The organism is Photorhabdus sp. RM323S (assembly GCF_042879375.1).
Lineage (GTDB): Bacteria > Pseudomonadota > Gammaproteobacteria > Enterobacterales > Enterobacteriaceae > Photorhabdus > Photorhabdus tasmaniensis.
Map to the genome: position 1 here is coordinate 1 of NZ_JBHFKZ010000007.1, position 18,057 is coordinate 18,057.

The 18,057-nt window shown below is 38.0% G+C and carries 17 protein-coding genes and 1 pseudogene; 10 read left to right on the top strand and 8 right to left on the bottom strand.

The annotated features are described in order from the left end of the window. The first annotated feature begins 8 nt into the window (after nucleotides 1–8). Complete coding sequence (locus ACGF7G_RS05115) at nucleotides 9–116, top strand: hypothetical protein (protein ID WP_387464085.1); 108 nt, start codon at nucleotides 9–11, stop codon at nucleotides 114–116. A gap of 227 nt (nucleotides 117–343) precedes the next feature. Here the strand turns inward: ACGF7G_RS05115 and ACGF7G_RS05120 are convergent, their stop codons facing one another. From ACGF7G_RS05120 to ACGF7G_RS05140, 5 genes and pseudogenes are all read right to left on the bottom strand, one after another. Beyond that, a complete protein-coding gene (locus tag ACGF7G_RS05120; RefSeq protein ID WP_011144704.1) occupies nucleotides 344–550 on the bottom strand; it encodes a 2-hydroxymuconate tautomerase family protein in 207 nt (68 codons plus the stop codon). Between the two features lie 54 nt (nucleotides 551–604). After that, the gene (yhjD, locus tag ACGF7G_RS05125; protein WP_133814414.1) at nucleotides 605–1,597 is read right to left on the bottom strand and encodes an inner membrane protein YhjD; all 993 of its coding nucleotides are present in this window, start codon (nucleotides 1,595–1,597) and stop codon (nucleotides 605–607) included. Between the two features lie 90 nt (nucleotides 1,598–1,687). Next, nucleotides 1,688–1,933, bottom strand: coding sequence for a hypothetical protein (locus ACGF7G_RS05130; RefSeq protein WP_387464090.1), 246 nt, complete (start codon nucleotides 1,931–1,933; stop codon nucleotides 1,688–1,690). Beyond that, a pseudogene (locus tag ACGF7G_RS05135) lies at nucleotides 1,872–2,131 on the bottom strand (hypothetical protein); the annotation flags it as partial. The gene ACGF7G_RS05130 and the pseudogene ACGF7G_RS05135, both read right to left, overlap by 62 nt. A 635-nt stretch (nucleotides 2,132–2,766) precedes the next feature. Further along, nucleotides 2,767–3,357, bottom strand: a complete 591-nt coding sequence (locus ACGF7G_RS05140; RefSeq protein ID WP_387463962.1) for an AidA/PixA family protein — start codon at nucleotides 3,355–3,357, stop codon at nucleotides 2,767–2,769. 501 nt (nucleotides 3,358–3,858) lie between these two features. Here ACGF7G_RS05140 and ACGF7G_RS05145 point away from each other — a divergent pair. Both ACGF7G_RS05145 and ACGF7G_RS05150 read left to right on the top strand, forming a co-directional pair. Continuing rightward, the gene (locus ACGF7G_RS05145; RefSeq protein ID WP_387463964.1) at nucleotides 3,859–4,587 is read left to right on the top strand and encodes a LuxR family transcriptional regulator; all 729 of its coding nucleotides are present in this window, start codon (nucleotides 3,859–3,861) and stop codon (nucleotides 4,585–4,587) included. 579 nt (nucleotides 4,588–5,166) lie between these two features. Then, nucleotides 5,167–6,339 (top strand): MalY/PatB family protein, encoded by a 1,173-nt coding sequence (locus tag ACGF7G_RS05150; RefSeq protein WP_387463966.1) that lies wholly within the window; start codon nucleotides 5,167–5,169, stop codon nucleotides 6,337–6,339. 159 nt (nucleotides 6,340–6,498) lie between these two features. Here the strand turns inward: ACGF7G_RS05150 and ACGF7G_RS05155 are convergent, their stop codons facing one another. After that, nucleotides 6,499–7,515 (bottom strand): formamidase, encoded by a 1,017-nt coding sequence (locus ACGF7G_RS05155; protein ID WP_387463967.1) that lies wholly within the window; start codon nucleotides 7,513–7,515, stop codon nucleotides 6,499–6,501. A gap of 858 nt (nucleotides 7,516–8,373) precedes the next feature. Between ACGF7G_RS05155 and ACGF7G_RS05160 the strand changes: the two genes are divergently transcribed. Beyond that, nucleotides 8,374–8,748, top strand: coding sequence for a hypothetical protein (locus ACGF7G_RS05160; RefSeq protein WP_387463969.1), 375 nt, complete (start codon nucleotides 8,374–8,376; stop codon nucleotides 8,746–8,748). Between the two features lie 85 nt (nucleotides 8,749–8,833). Here ACGF7G_RS05160 and ACGF7G_RS05165 read toward each other — a convergent pair whose 3' ends face one another. Continuing rightward, nucleotides 8,834–9,736 (bottom strand): DNA-3-methyladenine glycosylase family protein, encoded by a 903-nt coding sequence (locus ACGF7G_RS05165; RefSeq protein ID WP_387463970.1) that lies wholly within the window; start codon nucleotides 9,734–9,736, stop codon nucleotides 8,834–8,836. 17 nt (nucleotides 9,737–9,753) lie between these two features. Further along, nucleotides 9,754–10,836 carry a bifunctional DNA-binding transcriptional regulator/O6-methylguanine-DNA methyltransferase Ada gene (ada, locus tag ACGF7G_RS05170; protein ID WP_387463972.1) on the bottom strand — a complete coding sequence of 361 codons (1,083 nt, stop codon included), beginning with the start codon at nucleotides 10,834–10,836 and terminating at the stop codon, nucleotides 9,754–9,756. 152 nt (nucleotides 10,837–10,988) lie between these two features. Between ada and ACGF7G_RS05175 the strand changes: the two genes are divergently transcribed. From ACGF7G_RS05175 to ACGF7G_RS05200, 6 genes are all read left to right on the top strand, one after another. Then, on the top strand, nucleotides 10,989–11,921 hold the full coding sequence (locus ACGF7G_RS05175) for an alpha/beta hydrolase family protein (RefSeq protein WP_387463973.1): 933 nt from the start codon (nucleotides 10,989–10,991) through the stop codon (nucleotides 11,919–11,921). Nucleotides 11,922–12,712: 791 nt separating this feature from the next. Then, nucleotides 12,713–13,015: a Cro/Cl family transcriptional regulator gene (locus ACGF7G_RS05180; RefSeq protein WP_207627318.1), complete on the top strand. Its 303-nt coding sequence runs from the start codon at nucleotides 12,713–12,715 to the stop codon at nucleotides 13,013–13,015. A gap of 709 nt (nucleotides 13,016–13,724) precedes the next feature. Continuing rightward, a complete protein-coding gene (locus ACGF7G_RS05185; protein ID WP_387463975.1) occupies nucleotides 13,725–14,825 on the top strand; it encodes an amidinotransferase in 1,101 nt (366 codons plus the stop codon). Nucleotides 14,826–14,835: 10 nt separating this feature from the next. Then, a complete protein-coding gene (locus ACGF7G_RS05190; protein WP_387463977.1) occupies nucleotides 14,836–15,792 on the top strand; it encodes a fatty acid desaturase family protein in 957 nt (318 codons plus the stop codon). A 66-nt stretch (nucleotides 15,793–15,858) separates the two neighbouring features. Continuing rightward, complete coding sequence (locus ACGF7G_RS05195; protein ID WP_387463979.1) at nucleotides 15,859–16,722, top strand: hypothetical protein; 864 nt, start codon at nucleotides 15,859–15,861, stop codon at nucleotides 16,720–16,722. Between the two features lie 333 nt (nucleotides 16,723–17,055). Then, on the top strand, nucleotides 17,056–17,937 hold the full coding sequence (locus ACGF7G_RS05200; protein WP_387463981.1) for a DMT family transporter: 882 nt from the start codon (nucleotides 17,056–17,058) through the stop codon (nucleotides 17,935–17,937). Nucleotides 17,938–18,057: the final 120 nt, after the last annotated feature.

Sequence of the window (18,057 nt, forward strand, 5' to 3'; positions counted from 1 at the left end):
GTCTGGAGGTGTTTTATCTTCCGGCTTATTCACCGGAACTGAATTCAGATGAATATCTGAACTGTGATGTCAAAGGGATGATACACAGCAGGCCACAGCAGGCCAGCAATGCGTAGTGTCGAAGAGATCAAAAAACGAACTCGTTCTTGTATGCGCAAGTTACAACGCCAACCAAAACGCGTCATCAGTTATTTCAATTCGAGGTTTATCAAGTATGCAGCTTAGTCGATGTATTTTCCTGCCGGGCTAATATCATTGATGAAAACTAAACAGTTGATAATCGAGACGCTAAAAGTCAGTAATGTGAAGGGCTGGAATACCGCCCTTTATCATGTTCGGAAGACTACTTTTTAGCCTCAGCCCTAAGTTCAGTGACATTCTTACCGCCGATTCCCCAATTATCAGTATCGACTTCATCAATGATGACAAAAGTTGTTGCGGGATTTTTTCCCAATACATCGGCCAGTAACTGAGTAGCTCCTTCAATTAATTGCTTTTTTTGCTCTGCTGTAGCACCTTCACGGGTAATTCTGATATTGACAAACGGCATAAACAGCTCCTTCTCATTGGTTATTATTGGCAGACTCGCTCTGCCGGGGCGCATTCATTCGGTATTTTTATGATTATTATCCGTGGTCGCTATCCAGGCAGCGCAGAATAGCGTTAAACGGGCAAAGAGATAGAAAAATGTCATCAGGCCAATAACAGAGCCAAAAGCCGCGCCGGAAGGGGAGCTGGCGAGGCGTGGCAGCGTCATGGTCATAATATATTTGATAACTTCAAAACCTATAGCTGCCATCAGTGTTCCTTTCAACAACGCCTTGCGTTCGGGCTGGTGGCGGGGTAATACCCAGAATAGCCACAGGAAAAGCAGATAGTTGGCTGAAATAGAAATTGTCAGGCCAATCAGGAACCAGGATGGACGTAGCCACTCAATACCATCTAGCCCTAATATCTTAACGATGGTTGCCTGAGCGGAGCCGGCGATAGAGGTTAGTGACAGGGTGATCACCAGAGCTAATAACAGCCCAATCAGAGAAATGGCATCACGGATATATTTAAAATAGATTTTCTCGTTCTCTTCCTGATTCCGTATCCAGACAGGGTGAAACTGGGCAAGAATTGCCTGGCGTAAATTACTTACCCAGTTCACACCGGAATAAAGAGCAATTGCCAAACCGGTTAATCCCACAGTAGTACGCTGTTTAATCGCAGTATCGACACTATTTTTCAACGTATTGGCAAGTGTCGGATCACTGATACTGTTTGCGATACCATTGATTAGCTTTGCCAGTAAATCAGGATTAGAAGCCAGAATAAAACCCGCAATGGCGAAAGAGAGCATCAGAATGGGGATAAGTGATAAGAATGAAAAATAGGTTATTGCCGCCCCAAACTGATTACCCATCCGATCATTAAAGCGCAGCGTTGCCCGGATAAAGTGAGCGACGATAGGAATACTGCGGATATAGTTTCCTGCTCTGACCGTCAGAGAAATCGCTTTTTTCCCGTGGTGAATGCCCTTTTCCAAAGGTGTTCTGGATAACCTTTCCAACTGATGTTCTGTTATTTCCTGTCTTTCTACATCTTTTGGCATGTATAGCCTCAATCATTACCTTGAATAAATAGGAGTGATCACATCATGCCACTTTAAGATGATGATTAACAATTCAACATACACAGATACTTAATTCCTGTTTTTGCTATCAGTGTGGTAACCGCCGCCAAGATCGATATGAATATTCTTGCCTTCTGGAGTTGTTCCTCCTTTAGCTGATGCTTCACCGTTATAACCGGTCGCTGTTTTCGTCGTGCTGTTGGTGGCGTTATCAAAATGGATATCACCTTTAGCATCTACACCGGCATTTTTGAGCGGTGATGGTTCCCCGGCTATCAATTTTAGGCGCAATAAGATCAAGAACCGCGTTGGCAATTAAGCCGTCCGATTTAATTCTCAGACTATTCTGATTATCAAAAGTGCTGAAACCTTGCAGATTATCCTGTTCCACTAGTGGATTGCCAACGACCAGAGAAGCGCGGTTAGTATTGACAAAACCGCATCCATTACAGGTGATGCCATTTGGGTTTGCCAGTACATAATCTGCGGCGAACCAAACACCTCCTGCTGACCCCTTTCAGATAAACACCTGTTAACGGCAGACATTGCCTGGATTCCGGCAGTGCAGGCGCAGGTGTCGATTCAGGGATGGTATTAGCCTGCTGTTTTAATTGCTGATATCGGCGTTGTTCTATCAGTTGGTTAATTTCCCGGGAACTCTCTTACAACGTTCTCCTGGCCTCAGTCATCGGCAGATTATCATTTAACTCTGCGGGTGAAGCGGTTATTTGAAAGGAAATAGCACACAATATTAAAATAGATATTCTTTTTATCATACATTCACCGATAAGGATGATATTTTATTCCATAAAACAAAAATATGGGGTTTTAGCCTGATAGGTAATTGCATTCGTATTGGCTAACTGATTCGTTATTAAAGCATACTCCTGGTTATATCATGCTCTGATTAACGATTGGCGTTTCTTTTACATCTCGATTTCCTATTATAAATTTCAATTGATTGGTTATGCAGATAATAATAAGTTAATAAGAGCACTTATTATGTGAATCCGCCCAATAATACTATTAATTTTTTTATATAATTCGGTGTTTGTTATATATGTTTAGGTAAATTAATAAAGTGGAAAATAAAATACTGGAAAACTATTTTGATAATTTTCCAGTAGGGAATGACAGTATACAAATGCTTAACTATTAGTTACTTCAACATATGGATCGTATCGATAATAGCCTAGGAGCTTTGTACCGTCATAAGCGGCAAAAAACCATGTATATCGTTCTACACCTGGCTTATGAGCTGTTGCTTGAAAATAACTATCTCGAGATTCAACAAAAATTGGCTTAGGTTCATCCTCTGCTGCATTAACCCCAGAAGGGATCATTGGCGTTTTTTTACCTGTTGGGTTCTGTGACCATATTTGTGATGGAATAGAGATGACATCTTCTCCTAGACTAAGTTTTTGGAACTTATACAATATAATAGAATAGTCGAAATTATTAGATACAGTTGTAGCCCTCCATCTAATATTTGCATTTACGGGAACAGTTATACGGGCACCAGATGAACTACTAAGTTTCATTCCATCTGTGGGAGTATAACTTGCTATATATACATACTCCTTGATCGTTATTGGATTCTTAGAGTCCAGAGAATTCTTAACTTGGTTATCACGAATAAATTCAATAATTGAATCAACATCAATAACAAAGGTAACATCGGCTATAACAGAATTCCTGGCTGTGACAATATTATTTTGATCTTGAATTGCTTCACTCATTATAATACCTCTTTACATATTAAAATTATCTATTGGGGATAGCAAGGTTATTTTTTTATTATAATAATAATTTTCTTTATAATTAACTATTAAATCTGAAATATCCACTGGTATAAATCATAGTTTATACGAAAAAATTACTAATATATTTATTAGGGGTTGATTTATATAGTTAAATGTTTTGTTTAACTTATTGTTACAAAAGATAAAATAAAAGAGTTTTAGATTAATGTGTTGAATGGTTGCTTATATTTTCTTGTGAATAGTTTAATATTATCCATATGAATATATTATCTCTTTAGATATAGTTTTTCTTGCTTATTAAAATTTCAGTCATATTTATATAATTTCTCTTATTTACTAATAGTACATTGTGACTTACCAGATATCTTTAGTCTGTATAACAGTAAATGATTATTTTCTTTATTAAATGGGAGTTTTGCTACTATAATTAATACTGGGATTTACTATCAATATTCTTAATTTTCAAGAGGACATTGAATGAATATTTATAGAACATATACCTCACCCTATAAATTTCATGAATTAGATTTAGATGCTCATTTTGTGGCTGAAATTTGTGAAATTATTAATAAAATCTCGGGGTTTAGCTTGTTCTCTCTTGTCTTAAAGGCCCGCTTTCCTATATCTAACCGTGAAGTGTATTTTTTTGATAATTATCATGAATCTTGGAGAAACATTTATATAGAAAGAAAGTATTGGATGATTGATCCCGTTCTAAATTTCCGGCCTATTCCACCTTCTTTTTCAAAAGTATGGGACTTAGATTTTTTTTCAGAATCTAATGGACAAGAACTTTGGTATGTGAATCAGAAATATGGATTTCGTTCTGGGATCACATTTGGGCTGCCTGCATTTTCAGGAACTGACGGAATATTTTCTGTTGCGGGGAAAGACGGGCATATTGATAACGAGACAATGTATAAATGCAGTGGAGAAATTTTAGGAGTATATATTAGGATAATAAGATATTTGACATCAAACGCAAAATATTTGCAATCGTTCTATATAGATGAAACTTCATTTTCAAATAGAGAATTAGAAATATTAAGGTATACCGCAGATGGGATGATATCAAATGAAATTGCAGCAACCATCTGTGTCACTAAAGGTACCGTTGATTTTCACCTAATGAATATTGTTAAGAAACTTGGTTGTAGAAACAAATTTCAGGCAATAGCTAAAGCGGCATTACTGGGTTATATATAATTAATATCAATTTGAAACTATCAGATGTTTATATTTTTAACTTTATAAATCAACTGGAGTTATTAATGTTATTACTCAAATGAATTGGTAGGAGAATTCGAACAAAAAATAATTTCTTACCGCTATACCTTTATTGGTACTATTGTAAATAGGAGTTGGAAAGATTTTCTCTGACGAGATGAAAATGATATTTATTAAAAATTTAAAAACAGCTTCAACCAAACGCACTTCTCCTTGGGCAGAATTGTAATATTACGTTCTGCCTGTTCTCTGCTTAATATATGTATAATTCTGAGGTTGTTAATGACTATTTAAGTCATTGTAATGTGTCTGTTAATCCAACAAGGGGTGAACGTTAGACTTTATTCTGAAATTTTTATCGACGATAGGCGATTTCCCCAGATAATTCGTAGGGCTATTTATTAAATAATATTTAACAATACCCGTTAAAGCCATTATGTTGGGGATGGATACTTCCCCCGTCAGTCATGATGATATTATGCTTCACAAATTGTTATTGGGCCGCAAGCTCTGTCGGTAAAAGATGAGCTTGATGCATTAATTTAAAGGAAAAAAATAATGTTTGACTTTGATACCCCTATTGATCGCCGCGGTACTTGGTGTATTCAATGGGACTATATTGGAGATCTTTTTGGTGCTGACGATCTCCTCCCTTTTACTATCGCTGATATGGATTTTGCCACAGCTCCTTGTGTTATTCAGGCATTACAGAAACGTGTGGATCATGGCATATTGGGTTATAGCAGCTGGCAGCATGAAGAATTTCTTGGTGCTATACGTCATTGGTATCAGCAACAATTTAATTGTGAAATTAATACAAATTGGATGGTTTATGGCCCTTCTGTGATGTACATGGTTTCGCAGTTAATCCGAATCTGGTCTGAACCCGGTGAAGGTATTGTCGTCCATACTCCTGCTTACAATAACTTTTATAAAATTATTCAAGAGAACCAGCGGCAACTGCTTTCTTGCCCGTTTGAGAAACAAGGCAATGATTGGGTGTGTGATATGGATCAACTTGAAGCCTTGCTATCTCAACCGCAAACAAAAATATTATTACTGTGTAGTCCACATAATCCAACTGGCAAAGTCTGGCGTTATTCTGAACTTAAAACTATGTCTGAATTGTGTAAGCGTTATAATGTCAGTGTCATCAGTGATGAAATTCATATGGATATACTCAGGGGAGAAACGAAACATATTCCTTGGAGTGAAGTTGCTACGACTCGCTGGGCATTAATCACTTCGGCATCTAAGACATTTAATCTTACTGCGCTGACGGGGGCTTATGGTTTCATTTATGATGATCATAGTCGTGCGGTATATTCCCATCAATTAATGCAGTGTAATGGATTATCTTCTCCTGCTATTTTCTCGATATTAGCTCATATTGCGGCTTACCGGGAAGGGCAACTCTGGCTTGATGCACTACGCGATTACCTGAATGGTAACTTGAATTATATTGCTCAGGAACTCAATGCTGCATTTCCACAACTGAACTGGCAGCCGTCGCAGGCGACTTATTTGGCCTGGATAGACCTGCGTAATTTGCATATTGACGATGACAAATTGCAGCAGATACTTATCCATGAAGAGAAAATTGCTATTATGCCGGGTAGAATTTATGGTGAAGTTGGCAATGGTTTCCTTCGTTTTAATGCAGGATGCCCCCGTAGCAAAGTTGAATTGGGTATCCAAAAACTGATCTCAGCATTGAAAAAGCTTTGTTGATAATGATTAATTCTGGCAAGTAAACTATTTCTATTATATATACACCTTTCAGCGAATAGATTAATAAGGTTTGAGTTCTGTAATTAACGGAACTCAGCCTTTTTAATCTTGGCAATAATACATGAATTAAAATGGTGCTACAGTATCGGCCTCTCAGAGTTACTTATCAATCTTCGGTAATGGCCCCAATTTTACACCTTCTGGATAATATTTCCAACCATCACGAATTCGGATATTTTCATCCCAAGGCAGTTTATATTCACCATTTGCCAGATCGCGTACCCAGGTTAAATAATTAGCTCTCTCTCCACCGGGTTTACCAACATAACCTCGACAACCGAGATTAAAAATACTGTTTTCCAGCGCCCAATTCTCACGGGCCTTATCTGCCAGACGCGGGAACAATTCGGCGGTAACAATTTCCCAAGGGTTACGTTGCCCTTGTTGGATAATATTACCGTCGTAATTACAAATTGTACCTTGACCGAAATAATAAAAAACCTCATCGTAGCCTGCCAGATTAACCGATACGGTATACATTAAGTTCTGCCAGGCATTAGTGCGGTTAGTCCAGATCCATTGGTCGTTGACTTGAGTAGAATAACCGGAAATGCGGATAAAAACATTACAACCTTTATAGGCTGCTTCGCGCGCCAGCTCAGGAAACATACCATCATGACAAATACACACTGCCAGTTTTGCGCCTTTTGGCCCCTCACAGACCGGCATACCCAAATTACCTGGCATCCAAGGTTCAATCGGTACCCAAGGTTGCAACTTGCGGTAATGCAGTGCAATCTCACCGCTGTTATTAATAATGATCGCCGTGTTATAAGGTGGCTGCGACGGATCTTCATTACGTACCATCAACGAAAACACGCCCCAGATATCGTTGCGAATACAAGCCTGGCGAAAACTGTCAACTTCTGGACTGTCCAGCGATAACAACATTTCATCATAAGTCCAGATCTGAGTATTCAACCCCTGAGCAGAATATTCAGGAAATACAATTATATCCAGATCAGGATAACCGGCTTTAGTTGAATTTATCGTTTTACAGATTTGCTGTACCTGAACCTGAATATCTTCAGGTCTCTTAATCACTGGAACAGGATATTGAATAGCCGCAATTAATAATGCTTCATCCCACGCACTTACACTCCCGGTACTGCCCATAATAGACCTCTGAATGAATAGTAATGATTAAGATTGAATGGCAAGTTTCATCGTTATACGGGCAAATAGAGTGCGGTTTTATCTTTATCCGCCGTTAAGCGATTTTACTGATGCATAATAGCGCCTCTTTTGATCACCAAAATGCGATCTGCAACATCAAATAAAAAAATTAATTACTTTGTAGTAAAAAATACTTTTCCTAACATTGGAATAAGCTTACCTTGGTTGAGTTATTGATGAGATGGTAAACAGATTAGCGAATCGAATGGGGACATATGGAAAGATGGGGTTAAAATCATTGAACATATGTTGATCGGCTTTATCCTGATAATGATATTCATTTTTGCTAATAAAAACCTGATTGATATAACCTCTGTTACAAGATTCAGATAATGCTTTTCCCTGGCTTAAAGATGCCTGCTTTGATATTGGTAGGCACACTCACCATCAAAATCATGAACGACTGTCTGGTGCTGATACCGGACAGTGACAGCATCCGCACCATCAAGCAACAGTATCTACACCAATAGGAGCAACTCAGTGATATCAAGCTCCCATGCGCGAACTCATTGGCGACTACAAAACCATTTATTTATATTCTTATGCTGCTATCGAGTGATAACAAATTTTTTTCCATCAGAACGGTATTGATGAAAAAAATTCTGAACTCTATCATATTTTTAATCGTTATATTCCTAATCTGAAGACAACAGATGCTAATAATGGTATTGTTGTTCGCTTCATTAATAAAAAATTATCTAGGATATATGGGCTTGTTAGGGATCGAGACAATAAAACATTGCTAAAATCAATAGATGCAATATCGGGGATACTTGAAGAAGTTAAAAGGATGATACGATGAGCGGTTCATTAAAAATAAACGAGATTATAGAAAGAATGGTAGCCTTTTGTTTAGTGAGAGGTGTTCAACCTGATGAGCTCATAACTGCTATTTTTGAGAGTGAATACGATAGTATTGAAACCATTAAAAAATTTAATGATATTCACATGATGATCACCTATAAACAAAATAAACAATTACAGAGGGTAGAACAAAAGATAAATTCGGGAGCTTATAAAGTTCAATGGGATAGAACGGAGAAACTAGAGTCTATTATTAATGAGCTTATAGCGGATATCGGGGCAGACAAAAAAATATTAGCAGATATTAAAGAAAAAATTCCAGTTGAATTTAGAAGTATTGTTTACCCTAAGCTAAAACTTGTTTGTTAAATATGCGCTAGAAAGTGGAAGCAGTTTTGCAATCTTCGATGTCTGCTGTGAGCCGCACCTGCCAAATAAAAACTGACAGCCAACATTAATACCCGGCATTTGATTCTTGCCGCCATAAATGTGCTGCTAACAGGGCTTTCCAGGGTGAGAAATCTGCTAGCCACTTTTCTGCCCGTTCGGCGGAAACTTTTTCATTCTGATTGAGCAGTCTTTGGATATTACGCCTTACTGCGACATCACCATGTAATGAACCGTTTAGGTAACTAAATCCCCGCAACAGGGCATAATTAATGGTCCACATACCAATGCCTTTTATCGCCAGCAGATTATCTGTTAACTGTTGGATGTCTTGTGCACTATCAGAGGTTGCTAATGTTAATTCGCCAGATTCAATTAATTGGCTTAAAAGGAGTAGCGCTTTGGCTTTGCTGACAGAAAATCCACATTGGCGTAATTCATCTTCTGAACGGTTGATTATTTGTCTGGGGGTTGGAAAGCACCATAGCCCGGAAGAATGTTGAATCCCCACTGCCTGAATAAATCGCCTGCGAATAGATATAGCAGCACTGACGCTGATTTGTTGACCAATAATAGCCCAGCTTAATGCTTCAAATGGTGTGGCTGACTGATAAATTCTTAAACCTGATTGCTTGGAAATAAGTGAACCAATAATCGGATGTTCTTTATATAAAAGCTCAAATAGGTGAACAGGTTGTAAAAGCCCTAACATATGAGAGGCTAAAGCCGGCAGGCGATCATCCGCATTTGTTATTGTGTCACCATCAATATCGAGTTGTATCTGTGCGATTGCCGAATCAATAGCTATGATTAATTCAGCCGGTTTTCCATCCCAGCAGATCCCTTTTCTGACTTGATTCTGTTCGACAATTTCAGCGATATTTTGTTTATCCCTCTGGTGAAAAGCGAAAAAATCGTGGGTATGATAATTATCGGGTAATGTGATTTTTGTTGATAAAGTGGTTTTCATTTTAAAAATCTCGAATATTACAGCGATTGTTTTTTCTCATACGCCAGCAGCACTTTTTTACGTTCAATTCCCCAACGATATCCCGATATTGAACCATCAGTACGTACTACCCGGTGGCATGGGATCGCCACAGCAAGTTTGTTGGCGGCACAAGCATTTGCTACCGCCCGAACAGCTTTTGGATTACCAATGTAATCAGCCAATTCCTGATAACTTATTGTTTGACCAATTGGGATTTTCTCTAGTGCCAGCCAGACTTGTTTCTGGAATGTACTGCCTTGAATATCCAGGGGCAGGTTAAATCTCGGTTTAGGCTGTGCAATAAAGCCGACGACGTAAGCCATCGTTTTTTCAAAATTACGGTCCCCACCAATCAGTTCCGCTGCGGGAAACATATCCTGTAGTTTATGGAGAAGCTGCTCCGCATCATCACCCAAGGATATAGCACATATTCCTTTATCGGTCTGCGCAACAAGAATTTCCCCAAGGTGACAGGTGCCGATAGCAAAACGGATAGTATAGCCTTTACCTCCTTTTTTATATTGAGAAGCGCGCATACCTAATATATTTTCAGACTTTTCATAAAAGCGGCTATTAGATCCATATCCGGCATTGTAGATAGCATGAGTAACAGAATCTTTTGTGGCGATGAGGTTATGGCGCAACCGTTTTTCTTGGTGTAAGTCGGCATATTGTTTGGGTGTCAGGCCTGTCTGTTTTTTAAAAAGCCGGTGAAAATGAAACTCACTGAGTTCAACCTGAGCAGCCAAGACTTTTAAGCTGATAGGTTTATATGATTCTTCAATTAACCGGCAGGTTTGAGCAACTTTTTGAATATTTTGCTCATCAAGTGATTCTGAGTTTGGATGACAGCGTTGGCAGGCTCTGAAACCCGCTTGTTCTGCTTCCTGCCATGTATCCTTGAATAGAATATTTTCAGGTTTAGGAAAACGGGCAGGGCAGGATGGACGGCAATAGATCCCCGTTGTCAGTACACAATAAACAAATGGGATATTGGGTTCAGGACTTTTATTGAGAATGTCTTGCCAACGGGGATCAGCTAATGTTTTCTTTGCCTGAGTGCATTTATCACTTTTCATTACTTATCTCTAGGAAGTTGGTGTTGTAGTAATTATAGTTAGGACTTAGGGTAAGAAAACTCTGAACCTTGCTTTCAAATTCTAAAAATTTTTCTGACGGGAACAATATTGCCAGTTTGTGGTCTTTAATATGTCAGCTAAAGGAGGTATTAATGAAAGCATATGTTTTTAATTTACGCCAGAGAATCCTGGCGTCTGTGCTAGTTTTTTTATGTTATATAAGTTCTGTTTACTCAGATACGCATAAACAGTTTTTCCGTCATGACGGTAGTGAAATAACTTACTATCTCAAGCAAAGAGGTGGAAAAAACTTATTGGTGCTGATACAAGGTTCTGATTGTAATAGTATAGCTAATAATAAATTTGTGAATGAGACATTCAGTGATATTTATCCGGATACTGATGTTTTGACTGTAGAGAAATATGGCATTAATGCCTCTCTCCCCTGGTCTGATGCGGTGGAACGTTCGGATTGCCCTAAGGCTTATATAAGATCAGATACGCCAGAACAGCGGGTTAAGGATTATATTCAGATTATTGGTTATCTGAATAATCAAGGTAAATATAATAAAATCATTATTTTAGGTGGGAGTGAAGGTGCTTTGGTCGCTAATTTAATTACATCACAAGTTAATTATATTGATAGAACGATTGCACTGAATGGCGGTGGCCGGTATTTCGCTGATGATGTTATTCACAGTATGAAGAGTGAGGTCCCACCAGAGCATATTAATGAGGCTATTAAGGGATTCAGAGAGTTCCAGAAAGAAATACGTACCGGTAACCATGCTGGTGAGCTGGAAATGAGTAATCATGGCGTTAATTGGTGGAAGGTTTCGCTCGGTATTAATCAATATAAAGTATTAAGTCAGACGAAAAGACCTATTTTGATTATTCAAACACTAAATGATAATTCCGTCAGTGTGAGTGCAGCAATGGAAATGGAAGCGCAATTAAATAAAAATAATATTACCTTCTATCAATACCCGGGACTAAGCCATGGATTTAAAGATAGAGAGGGTGTTTTGCAAATTACGCCTATTGTTGAAGACATCAGAAATTGGTTATCCAGGGCTTCTGGATAAGCGTTTTTGAGTTAAATGGTGTTGGTCAGGACTTTTATTCCATGTTAGGGAAGCCAAACTGAGTTCAGTGATAAAACGTGGTATAATTAATATTGATACCACGTTTTGATAGTATTATCTTGGGATTGTATTCGTTGTTAATATCATATTTATTTTGAGTCAAAAAAATCTATCTAACGGCAAATAATTACATTTAATGCAAGAATTAAAATAGATATAAATAATAAAATGATAATTAATAGCCTGCAATCAATTTGATAATATAATAATTGCATGATCGGTGGATTTACATAATTAATTGTCTGCTTGTAATTTCCATAAAATATAATAATGAAATGTTATAAGCTATTTGTTGTTTTGAAATGAATTTTTCGACTTTGCCTTTTATATAGTAGGGGTAAATAGCGGTGTTATTTCTCATTATTATTAATGCCTGTCATGATGTCCGGTAGAAAAAATTACTGAAACAGTATATTCATTTCATTGTGAAATATCTTTTTTATTTGTTGTTTGGTAATAAAATATTGATTTTAAATAATTAAATTTATTTTTGTATTTTATTGACAATACATTAATGGCATCTATAGTTATATGTATTAGATAAAGCGTTAATATGGCATCAAAAATGCTGTGTATGTTATCTAAATGCTGGATAAATTCCTGATGGGCACTTATTTTCTAGTGAAAATGGTCACAATCTTATGTTGCAAAAGTGAATAGCTTATTGTCTGTATTCTGGAATGATATAAGTTATTTATCAATTAGTTACATTAAATTTCGGAGTTTATATCATGATTAAGAAAGATATTCTGTTACATGAAGAATTACTTGTAGATGATGAACTGAAAGTAGGTAAAGTAGAGAAGGTCTGGATTGATATTCTGTCACCCAGTTCAGTTATCGTTAGTCTGAATATTTTAGGCGTGGTTGAAGATTTCCATCTATTACTGGTTGATGGTGAAAAAGATAAAGAGAAGGTTGTGCTGCTCTATCTGTCTCTTTTACGTGTTCTTCATGAAAAATTAGATGTGAAAGTAAAAATTGCAAAAAGTAAGCTGATGAAGCTGAAATATATAGTAGGTGTAGAGATTTAATAAGTATTTATTAAATCTCTGAATGAGTGCGTGGAATCACAGATTCTGTAGAATGATTTAATTTGGTTTGGAAGATATAATCAGATAGAGCTGGTTTTATTTAAATCATAAGTATGTTTTCTATTAAATGCACTTAGTCAAAGGCAGAATGGTAATATTATCGTTCTGCCTTTTTCTGTTGGAATTAATTATTAGAAAATAAAATAACAATATCTCATAAATAAATCCCACTTTATTTACCCATGGTAATATTTTATAAGTAAATAATAATATGACAAGCAATAACATGTGCTCTATTTCACAGAGCTTAAATCTAATGCCTTTACAAATCTCAATGTCTATATATTATTGTTGGTAGGTGAATTTATGGCATCATTTTAGCTTTGTAAAAGCACGATAGAATTATAATATTTTTATCATAGATGATTACAGTGATTTAATATTTCATGATGGAAAAATAAAGCTTTTAACTGTGTATTACCGTTTTTAATAAAAGCATTATAATTTATTTTTGAGTTTATTGAGCCTGAAAAAATCATAGTCATTTAATTTTTCAAACTGTAGGGATGCGTAGAGCCATCATATTAATCATTACCTCATATTCAAACTGAATGCTTTCTGCGAAGTCTACATTGATGGCGATAGGGTCGCAATTAATACAGTTGTTACAGTTTTAAGGCGACATAGTATTCAAATATCAGGAGACGACATGCTTGATTCAAATTTAATAGATCGTGATAGTGAAATTTCTTCCCCAGTTAATTCCTTTAACGAATGGGATCCTCTTGAAGAGGTGATCGTCGGTGTTGTTGATGGTGCCAGATTCCCTTCCTGGCATATGTCTCTGGAGTCTGTACTACCAGAAAATCAAGTTGCTACTTTTCAACGCCATGCTGGCCGGTCATTTCCACAACAGCAAATTGAAGCGGCTTCCAGGGAATTAGAAGAGTTTGTTCATATTCTTGAAAGCGAAGGGGTAACCGTACGTCGGCCAGAACCTCAGGATCAATCTCTGGTGTTTGGTGCACCGGGCTGGAGCAGCACAGGGCTATATTGTGCAATGCCCCGTGATGTATTGTTGGTTATTGGTGATGATATTATTGAATGTCCGCTGGCGTGGCGCTCCCGTTATTTTGAAACGGCGGCATATAAGACTTTACTTAAAGATTACTTTAAACAGGGCGCGAAATGGAGCTCTGGGCCAAAGCCACAGTTGATCGATGAACAATATAATTTCGAATGGGATCAACCTAATGGCAAGGATCGTGTTCCTCTTGCTGTGACTGAGTTTGAACCGACATTTGATGCTGCGGATTTTATCCGGTGTGGGCGCGATATTATTGCGCAAAAAAGCCATGTCACGAATGAATTTGGTATCGAGTGGCTTCGTCGTCATTTAGGTGATGATTATCGTATTCATGTTTTTGAATTTAATGATGATAGTCCTATGCATATTGATGCCACATTTGTTCCTATGGCGCCTGGGAAACTATTAATTAACCCGAAAAAGGTGTTAAAAGTTCCTGAGCTGTTTAAGGGATGGGATGTGCTGCATGCGCCTGAACCGATTATTCCTGACGATCATCCGCTGTATATGACCAGTAAATGGATCAACATGAATATTCTGATGCTGGATGAGAAGCGGGTAATTGTTGAAAAGCAGGATGAACCCATGATCGCGGCGATGAAACGTTGGGGCTTTACGCCGATTCCATGTAATTTCAGGAATTTTAACTCCTTCGGTGGCTCCTTCCATTGTGCAACAGTGGATGTAAGGCGGCGCGGAAGTTTACAGTCTTATCTTGGCTAGGAGAGTAATGATGGCTATCTGGAAATATTCCGCTTGGGATGCAGTCATGTTCATATTCAGCATTCTGCAAACGATAGCCACAGTTACACTGGTCATGTATTGGGATCATTTCACTATTATGAGGTGGTTAGTCAATATTGTGCTTCTTACACTGATGACAACTTACAATATAATAGTGATATCGCATTTTTTCACCCATACTCCCTGGTTTGTTTCTCGTGTGATGAATATGTTTGTGTCGATACTGAATTCAATGAATATTGGGCAGTCTGTACAGGCTTATCACCTGTCCCATGTTCGTAATCACCACAAATATAATAACGATCGGGGAGTAGGTGAAGATGGGCCCCAGGATACCTCTTCTACCTTTATAAATGGAGAAGAAATCGGGGAACATAGTACTCTTTGGAACTATGTTGTCCTTGGCGCAGCATTGACCTTTTATAATAGTTTTGTTCGTATGTGCTGGTCTCTATTTATCTGGCACAAACCGCTTAGTAAAGCTGATAAAGGGTATGAAAAACTTCTTTCTAATGCCAGAACCAGTAAAATTAAAGAGTTATGGCAATTGAGGTTAGATAGATTGTTTCAGGCGGTGTGGATGATTATCTTATTCACTCTGTCCTGGGAATGGGCTTTATTTTGTTATTTACCTTCTCTCTATTTTGCTTTTGTTCTGGTTAATATTCAAAACTACTACGAACATTACGGGGCACAACCGGAGAGCAGATTTGCAAACTCAGTGAGCTATTATGGCCGCATCTATAATTTATTCATGTTTAATGATGGCTATCATCAAGAACATCATATCTCAGGTGGCACTCACTGGAAATTGTTACCTGATTTACGCAAGAAGTATGCAACCCAGCTTGCTGCGCAGAAGAGGATTATTAGTCCAGTACCTGCGATATTAGGTTTTTTACATAGGCGTAGATCTCTGCTGCATAGATCTATAAAGGAAAAATAATCCCAATTAATCACGACAGGTTTGATAGATAGCCCGAAGAATTTACTGTTGGGGAGGTCTGTTATTATGCAAGAAGGATCCGGCATTAGAGGTATAAAGCTGGCAGAATCAGAATTTATTGTATACGAAACATCAAACAATATATCAATACATGTGGTTTCTGGCCTTTTGAATGGTCACCTTGCTGCTTGTCGGGTTCGTAATTTTCTTCCGCCAGAACACAGAAAGAGAATAATTGAGAATTTTTGGCGTTCTCCAGCACGAACTCCTCGTTACGGCGAAGGTATTGATGGCGTTGAAGGGTATTTTATTGGGGCATCTCATATTGAAAAAGATACCAGTCAATATATAGAAGAAGCAGAAAATTTCCGCCCGGCAATTAATGAGATGTTTCAAGATACGATCAATCCAATGGATCATTTCATTAAGCAAATAACTCATTTTAGTGGTAATAACTCACAGGTAATTCGCCCTGCCATGTATCATGGTGTTGCTGCGGGAAATGCAAAAATTGTGTATTGGAATAATTTCGGCGAATTCCTTTTATTACCTCATGATGATCTTGCACAGTTGAGTGATCCGCGTCAGAGTGATTTTGAGATCCAACAAATTAATCGTGTCATGGCGGTAAATTTTTACGCTGATGTTCCTCAAAATGGCGGACAATTAAAAGTATGGAACATTCAACCTGATGACCAATCACGCAGTGTCCTTGGTTTAACCTACAGTGGTTTCCCATACCCATCTGAATTATTGGAAAATCATGCCAGTATGGTGATTAATATCGAGGCGGGAGATTTGGTATTGCTGAATGGGAATTTAGTCCATGCGGTACTAAATGGTAAGACTATCTCATCACCAGAACGGCGTTTACTGGTGACCTGCTTTATGGGATTACTGCAAAATGGTGATCTTATTTGGTGGACATAGACGTGTTCATGATGTTGAAAATTGTTCACAGATATTTGACCATAACGGAATATGCATCTATATTTAAAAATGACTAATGTAAATGTTAGAAGATGTAAACTATGCCGTTACTCGTATGCACACTGATTGCACTTGGTAGGTTAGTATTAGCCGAAGCGGATGTGTGCATGCGTTTTACCTTCATTTTTCCTCCTGCTTCTCCACCACCTCCGTTATTATCCATAACTGTATAATATGATCGTCTTTGAGAGATGGTCTACATTCAATGTATTGCCAGATTTGGCTGGCTGCGTTGGTTTGGGTACGTTAAATGTGAGACAGGTGTGAATTCTTATGATTTCTAAAGCTCAATGGATCTCTTATGGCTCAACTTTGCTGTTTGTCTTATTGTGGAGCAGTGGTGCGATTTTTTCGCGGTGGGGACTTGATCACAGTACCGCGTTTGCCATTCTCACAATGCGTTTTGCGATTGCGTTTACTTTTTTGCTATTTCTGGGATTATTATTCAGGCGTAATAGCCATTATCTGCCTGTACACGGCACACGCAAACAGATAGCCGGTACCGGTATTTTATTAATTGGTGGCTATTCTATTTGTTACTTTTTTGCTTTAGATAACGGGATCACGCCTGGCGTTCTGGCAACAGTGATGGGAATTCAACCGATTATCACATTGTTAGTGATCGAGCGTCGTTTTTCGGTCGTACGTTTAGCGGGTTTATTATTAGCGTTACTGGGGTTGATATTAGTGGTGTATCAAAGCCTGGTGCTATCCCGGTTTTCTTTTGCGGGTATTACTTTTGCGCTGGCAGCATTGGCTTGTATGAGCACCGGTGCAATTTTACAGAAACGAATTCATCAAGCTCCTTCTGAGGTTTTACCTTTGCAATATAGTGTTAGCTTACTGCTTTGCTTGCTGTTTGTTCCTTTCCAGCCTTTTGAATTTCAACTGGTGCCGGGCTTTATTATTTCATTATTATGGCTTGGGTTAGTGATTTCCGTTGTCGCTCAACTATTACTTTACCGGCTTATTCAGAGTGGTAATTTGGTGAATGTAACAAGTTTGTTTTATCTTGTTCCTGGTGTTACTGCCGTAATGGATTATTTATTTTTGGGAAATTCGTTACCGGCTCTAAGTCTACTGGGTATGGCTGCTATTTTATCAGGACTTGTATTGGTCTTTCGTACCAAGAAAATATCTCTTTCCACTAAATAAAGCTGTGTCGCCGGGTCGCAATTAGCCCGGCAATAGCCTTTTCCTTGACGCCATTATTAGTTCCAAAATAATTGCCATTATGAGTTCACTGATCTGGATGAGTGCTCGCAGTCACTTTGT

Bases quoted from the DNA above. Each gene is read 5' to 3' on its own strand.
- yhjD (WP_133814414.1), bottom strand. From the start codon at position 1,597: ATGCCAAAAGATGTAGAAAGACAGGAAATAACAGAACATCAGTTGGAA.
- ACGF7G_RS05195 (WP_387463979.1), top strand. From the start codon at position 15,859: ATGCAAGAAGGATCCGGCATTAGAGGTATAAAGCTGGCAGAATCAGAA.
- ACGF7G_RS05180 (WP_207627318.1), top strand. From the start codon at position 12,713: ATGATTAAGAAAGATATTCTGTTACATGAAGAATTACTTGTAGATGAT.
- ACGF7G_RS05160 (WP_387463969.1), top strand. From the start codon at position 8,374: ATGAGCGGTTCATTAAAAATAAACGAGATTATAGAAAGAATGGTAGCC.
- ACGF7G_RS05185 (WP_387463975.1), top strand. From the start codon at position 13,725: ATGCTTGATTCAAATTTAATAGATCGTGATAGTGAAATTTCTTCCCCA.
- ACGF7G_RS05150 (WP_387463966.1), top strand. From the start codon at position 5,167: ATGTTTGACTTTGATACCCCTATTGATCGCCGCGGTACTTGGTGTATT.
- ACGF7G_RS05120 (WP_011144704.1), bottom strand. From the start codon at position 550: ATGCCGTTTGTCAATATCAGAATTACCCGTGAAGGTGCTACAGCAGAG.
- ACGF7G_RS05140 (WP_387463962.1), bottom strand. From the start codon at position 3,357: ATGAGTGAAGCAATTCAAGATCAAAATAATATTGTCACAGCCAGGAAT.
- ACGF7G_RS05165 (WP_387463970.1), bottom strand. From the start codon at position 9,736: ATGAAAACCACTTTATCAACAAAAATCACATTACCCGATAATTATCAT.
- ACGF7G_RS05175 (WP_387463973.1), top strand. From the start codon at position 10,989: ATGAAAGCATATGTTTTTAATTTACGCCAGAGAATCCTGGCGTCTGTG.
- ACGF7G_RS05190 (WP_387463977.1), top strand. From the start codon at position 14,836: ATGGCTATCTGGAAATATTCCGCTTGGGATGCAGTCATGTTCATATTC.
- ACGF7G_RS05145 (WP_387463964.1), top strand. From the start codon at position 3,859: ATGAATATTTATAGAACATATACCTCACCCTATAAATTTCATGAATTA.
- ACGF7G_RS05200 (WP_387463981.1), top strand. From the start codon at position 17,056: ATGATTTCTAAAGCTCAATGGATCTCTTATGGCTCAACTTTGCTGTTT.
- ACGF7G_RS05155 (WP_387463967.1), bottom strand. From the start codon at position 7,515: ATGGGCAGTACCGGGAGTGTAAGTGCGTGGGATGAAGCATTATTAATT.
- ada (WP_387463972.1), bottom strand. From the start codon at position 10,836: ATGAAAAGTGATAAATGCACTCAGGCAAAGAAAACATTAGCTGATCCC.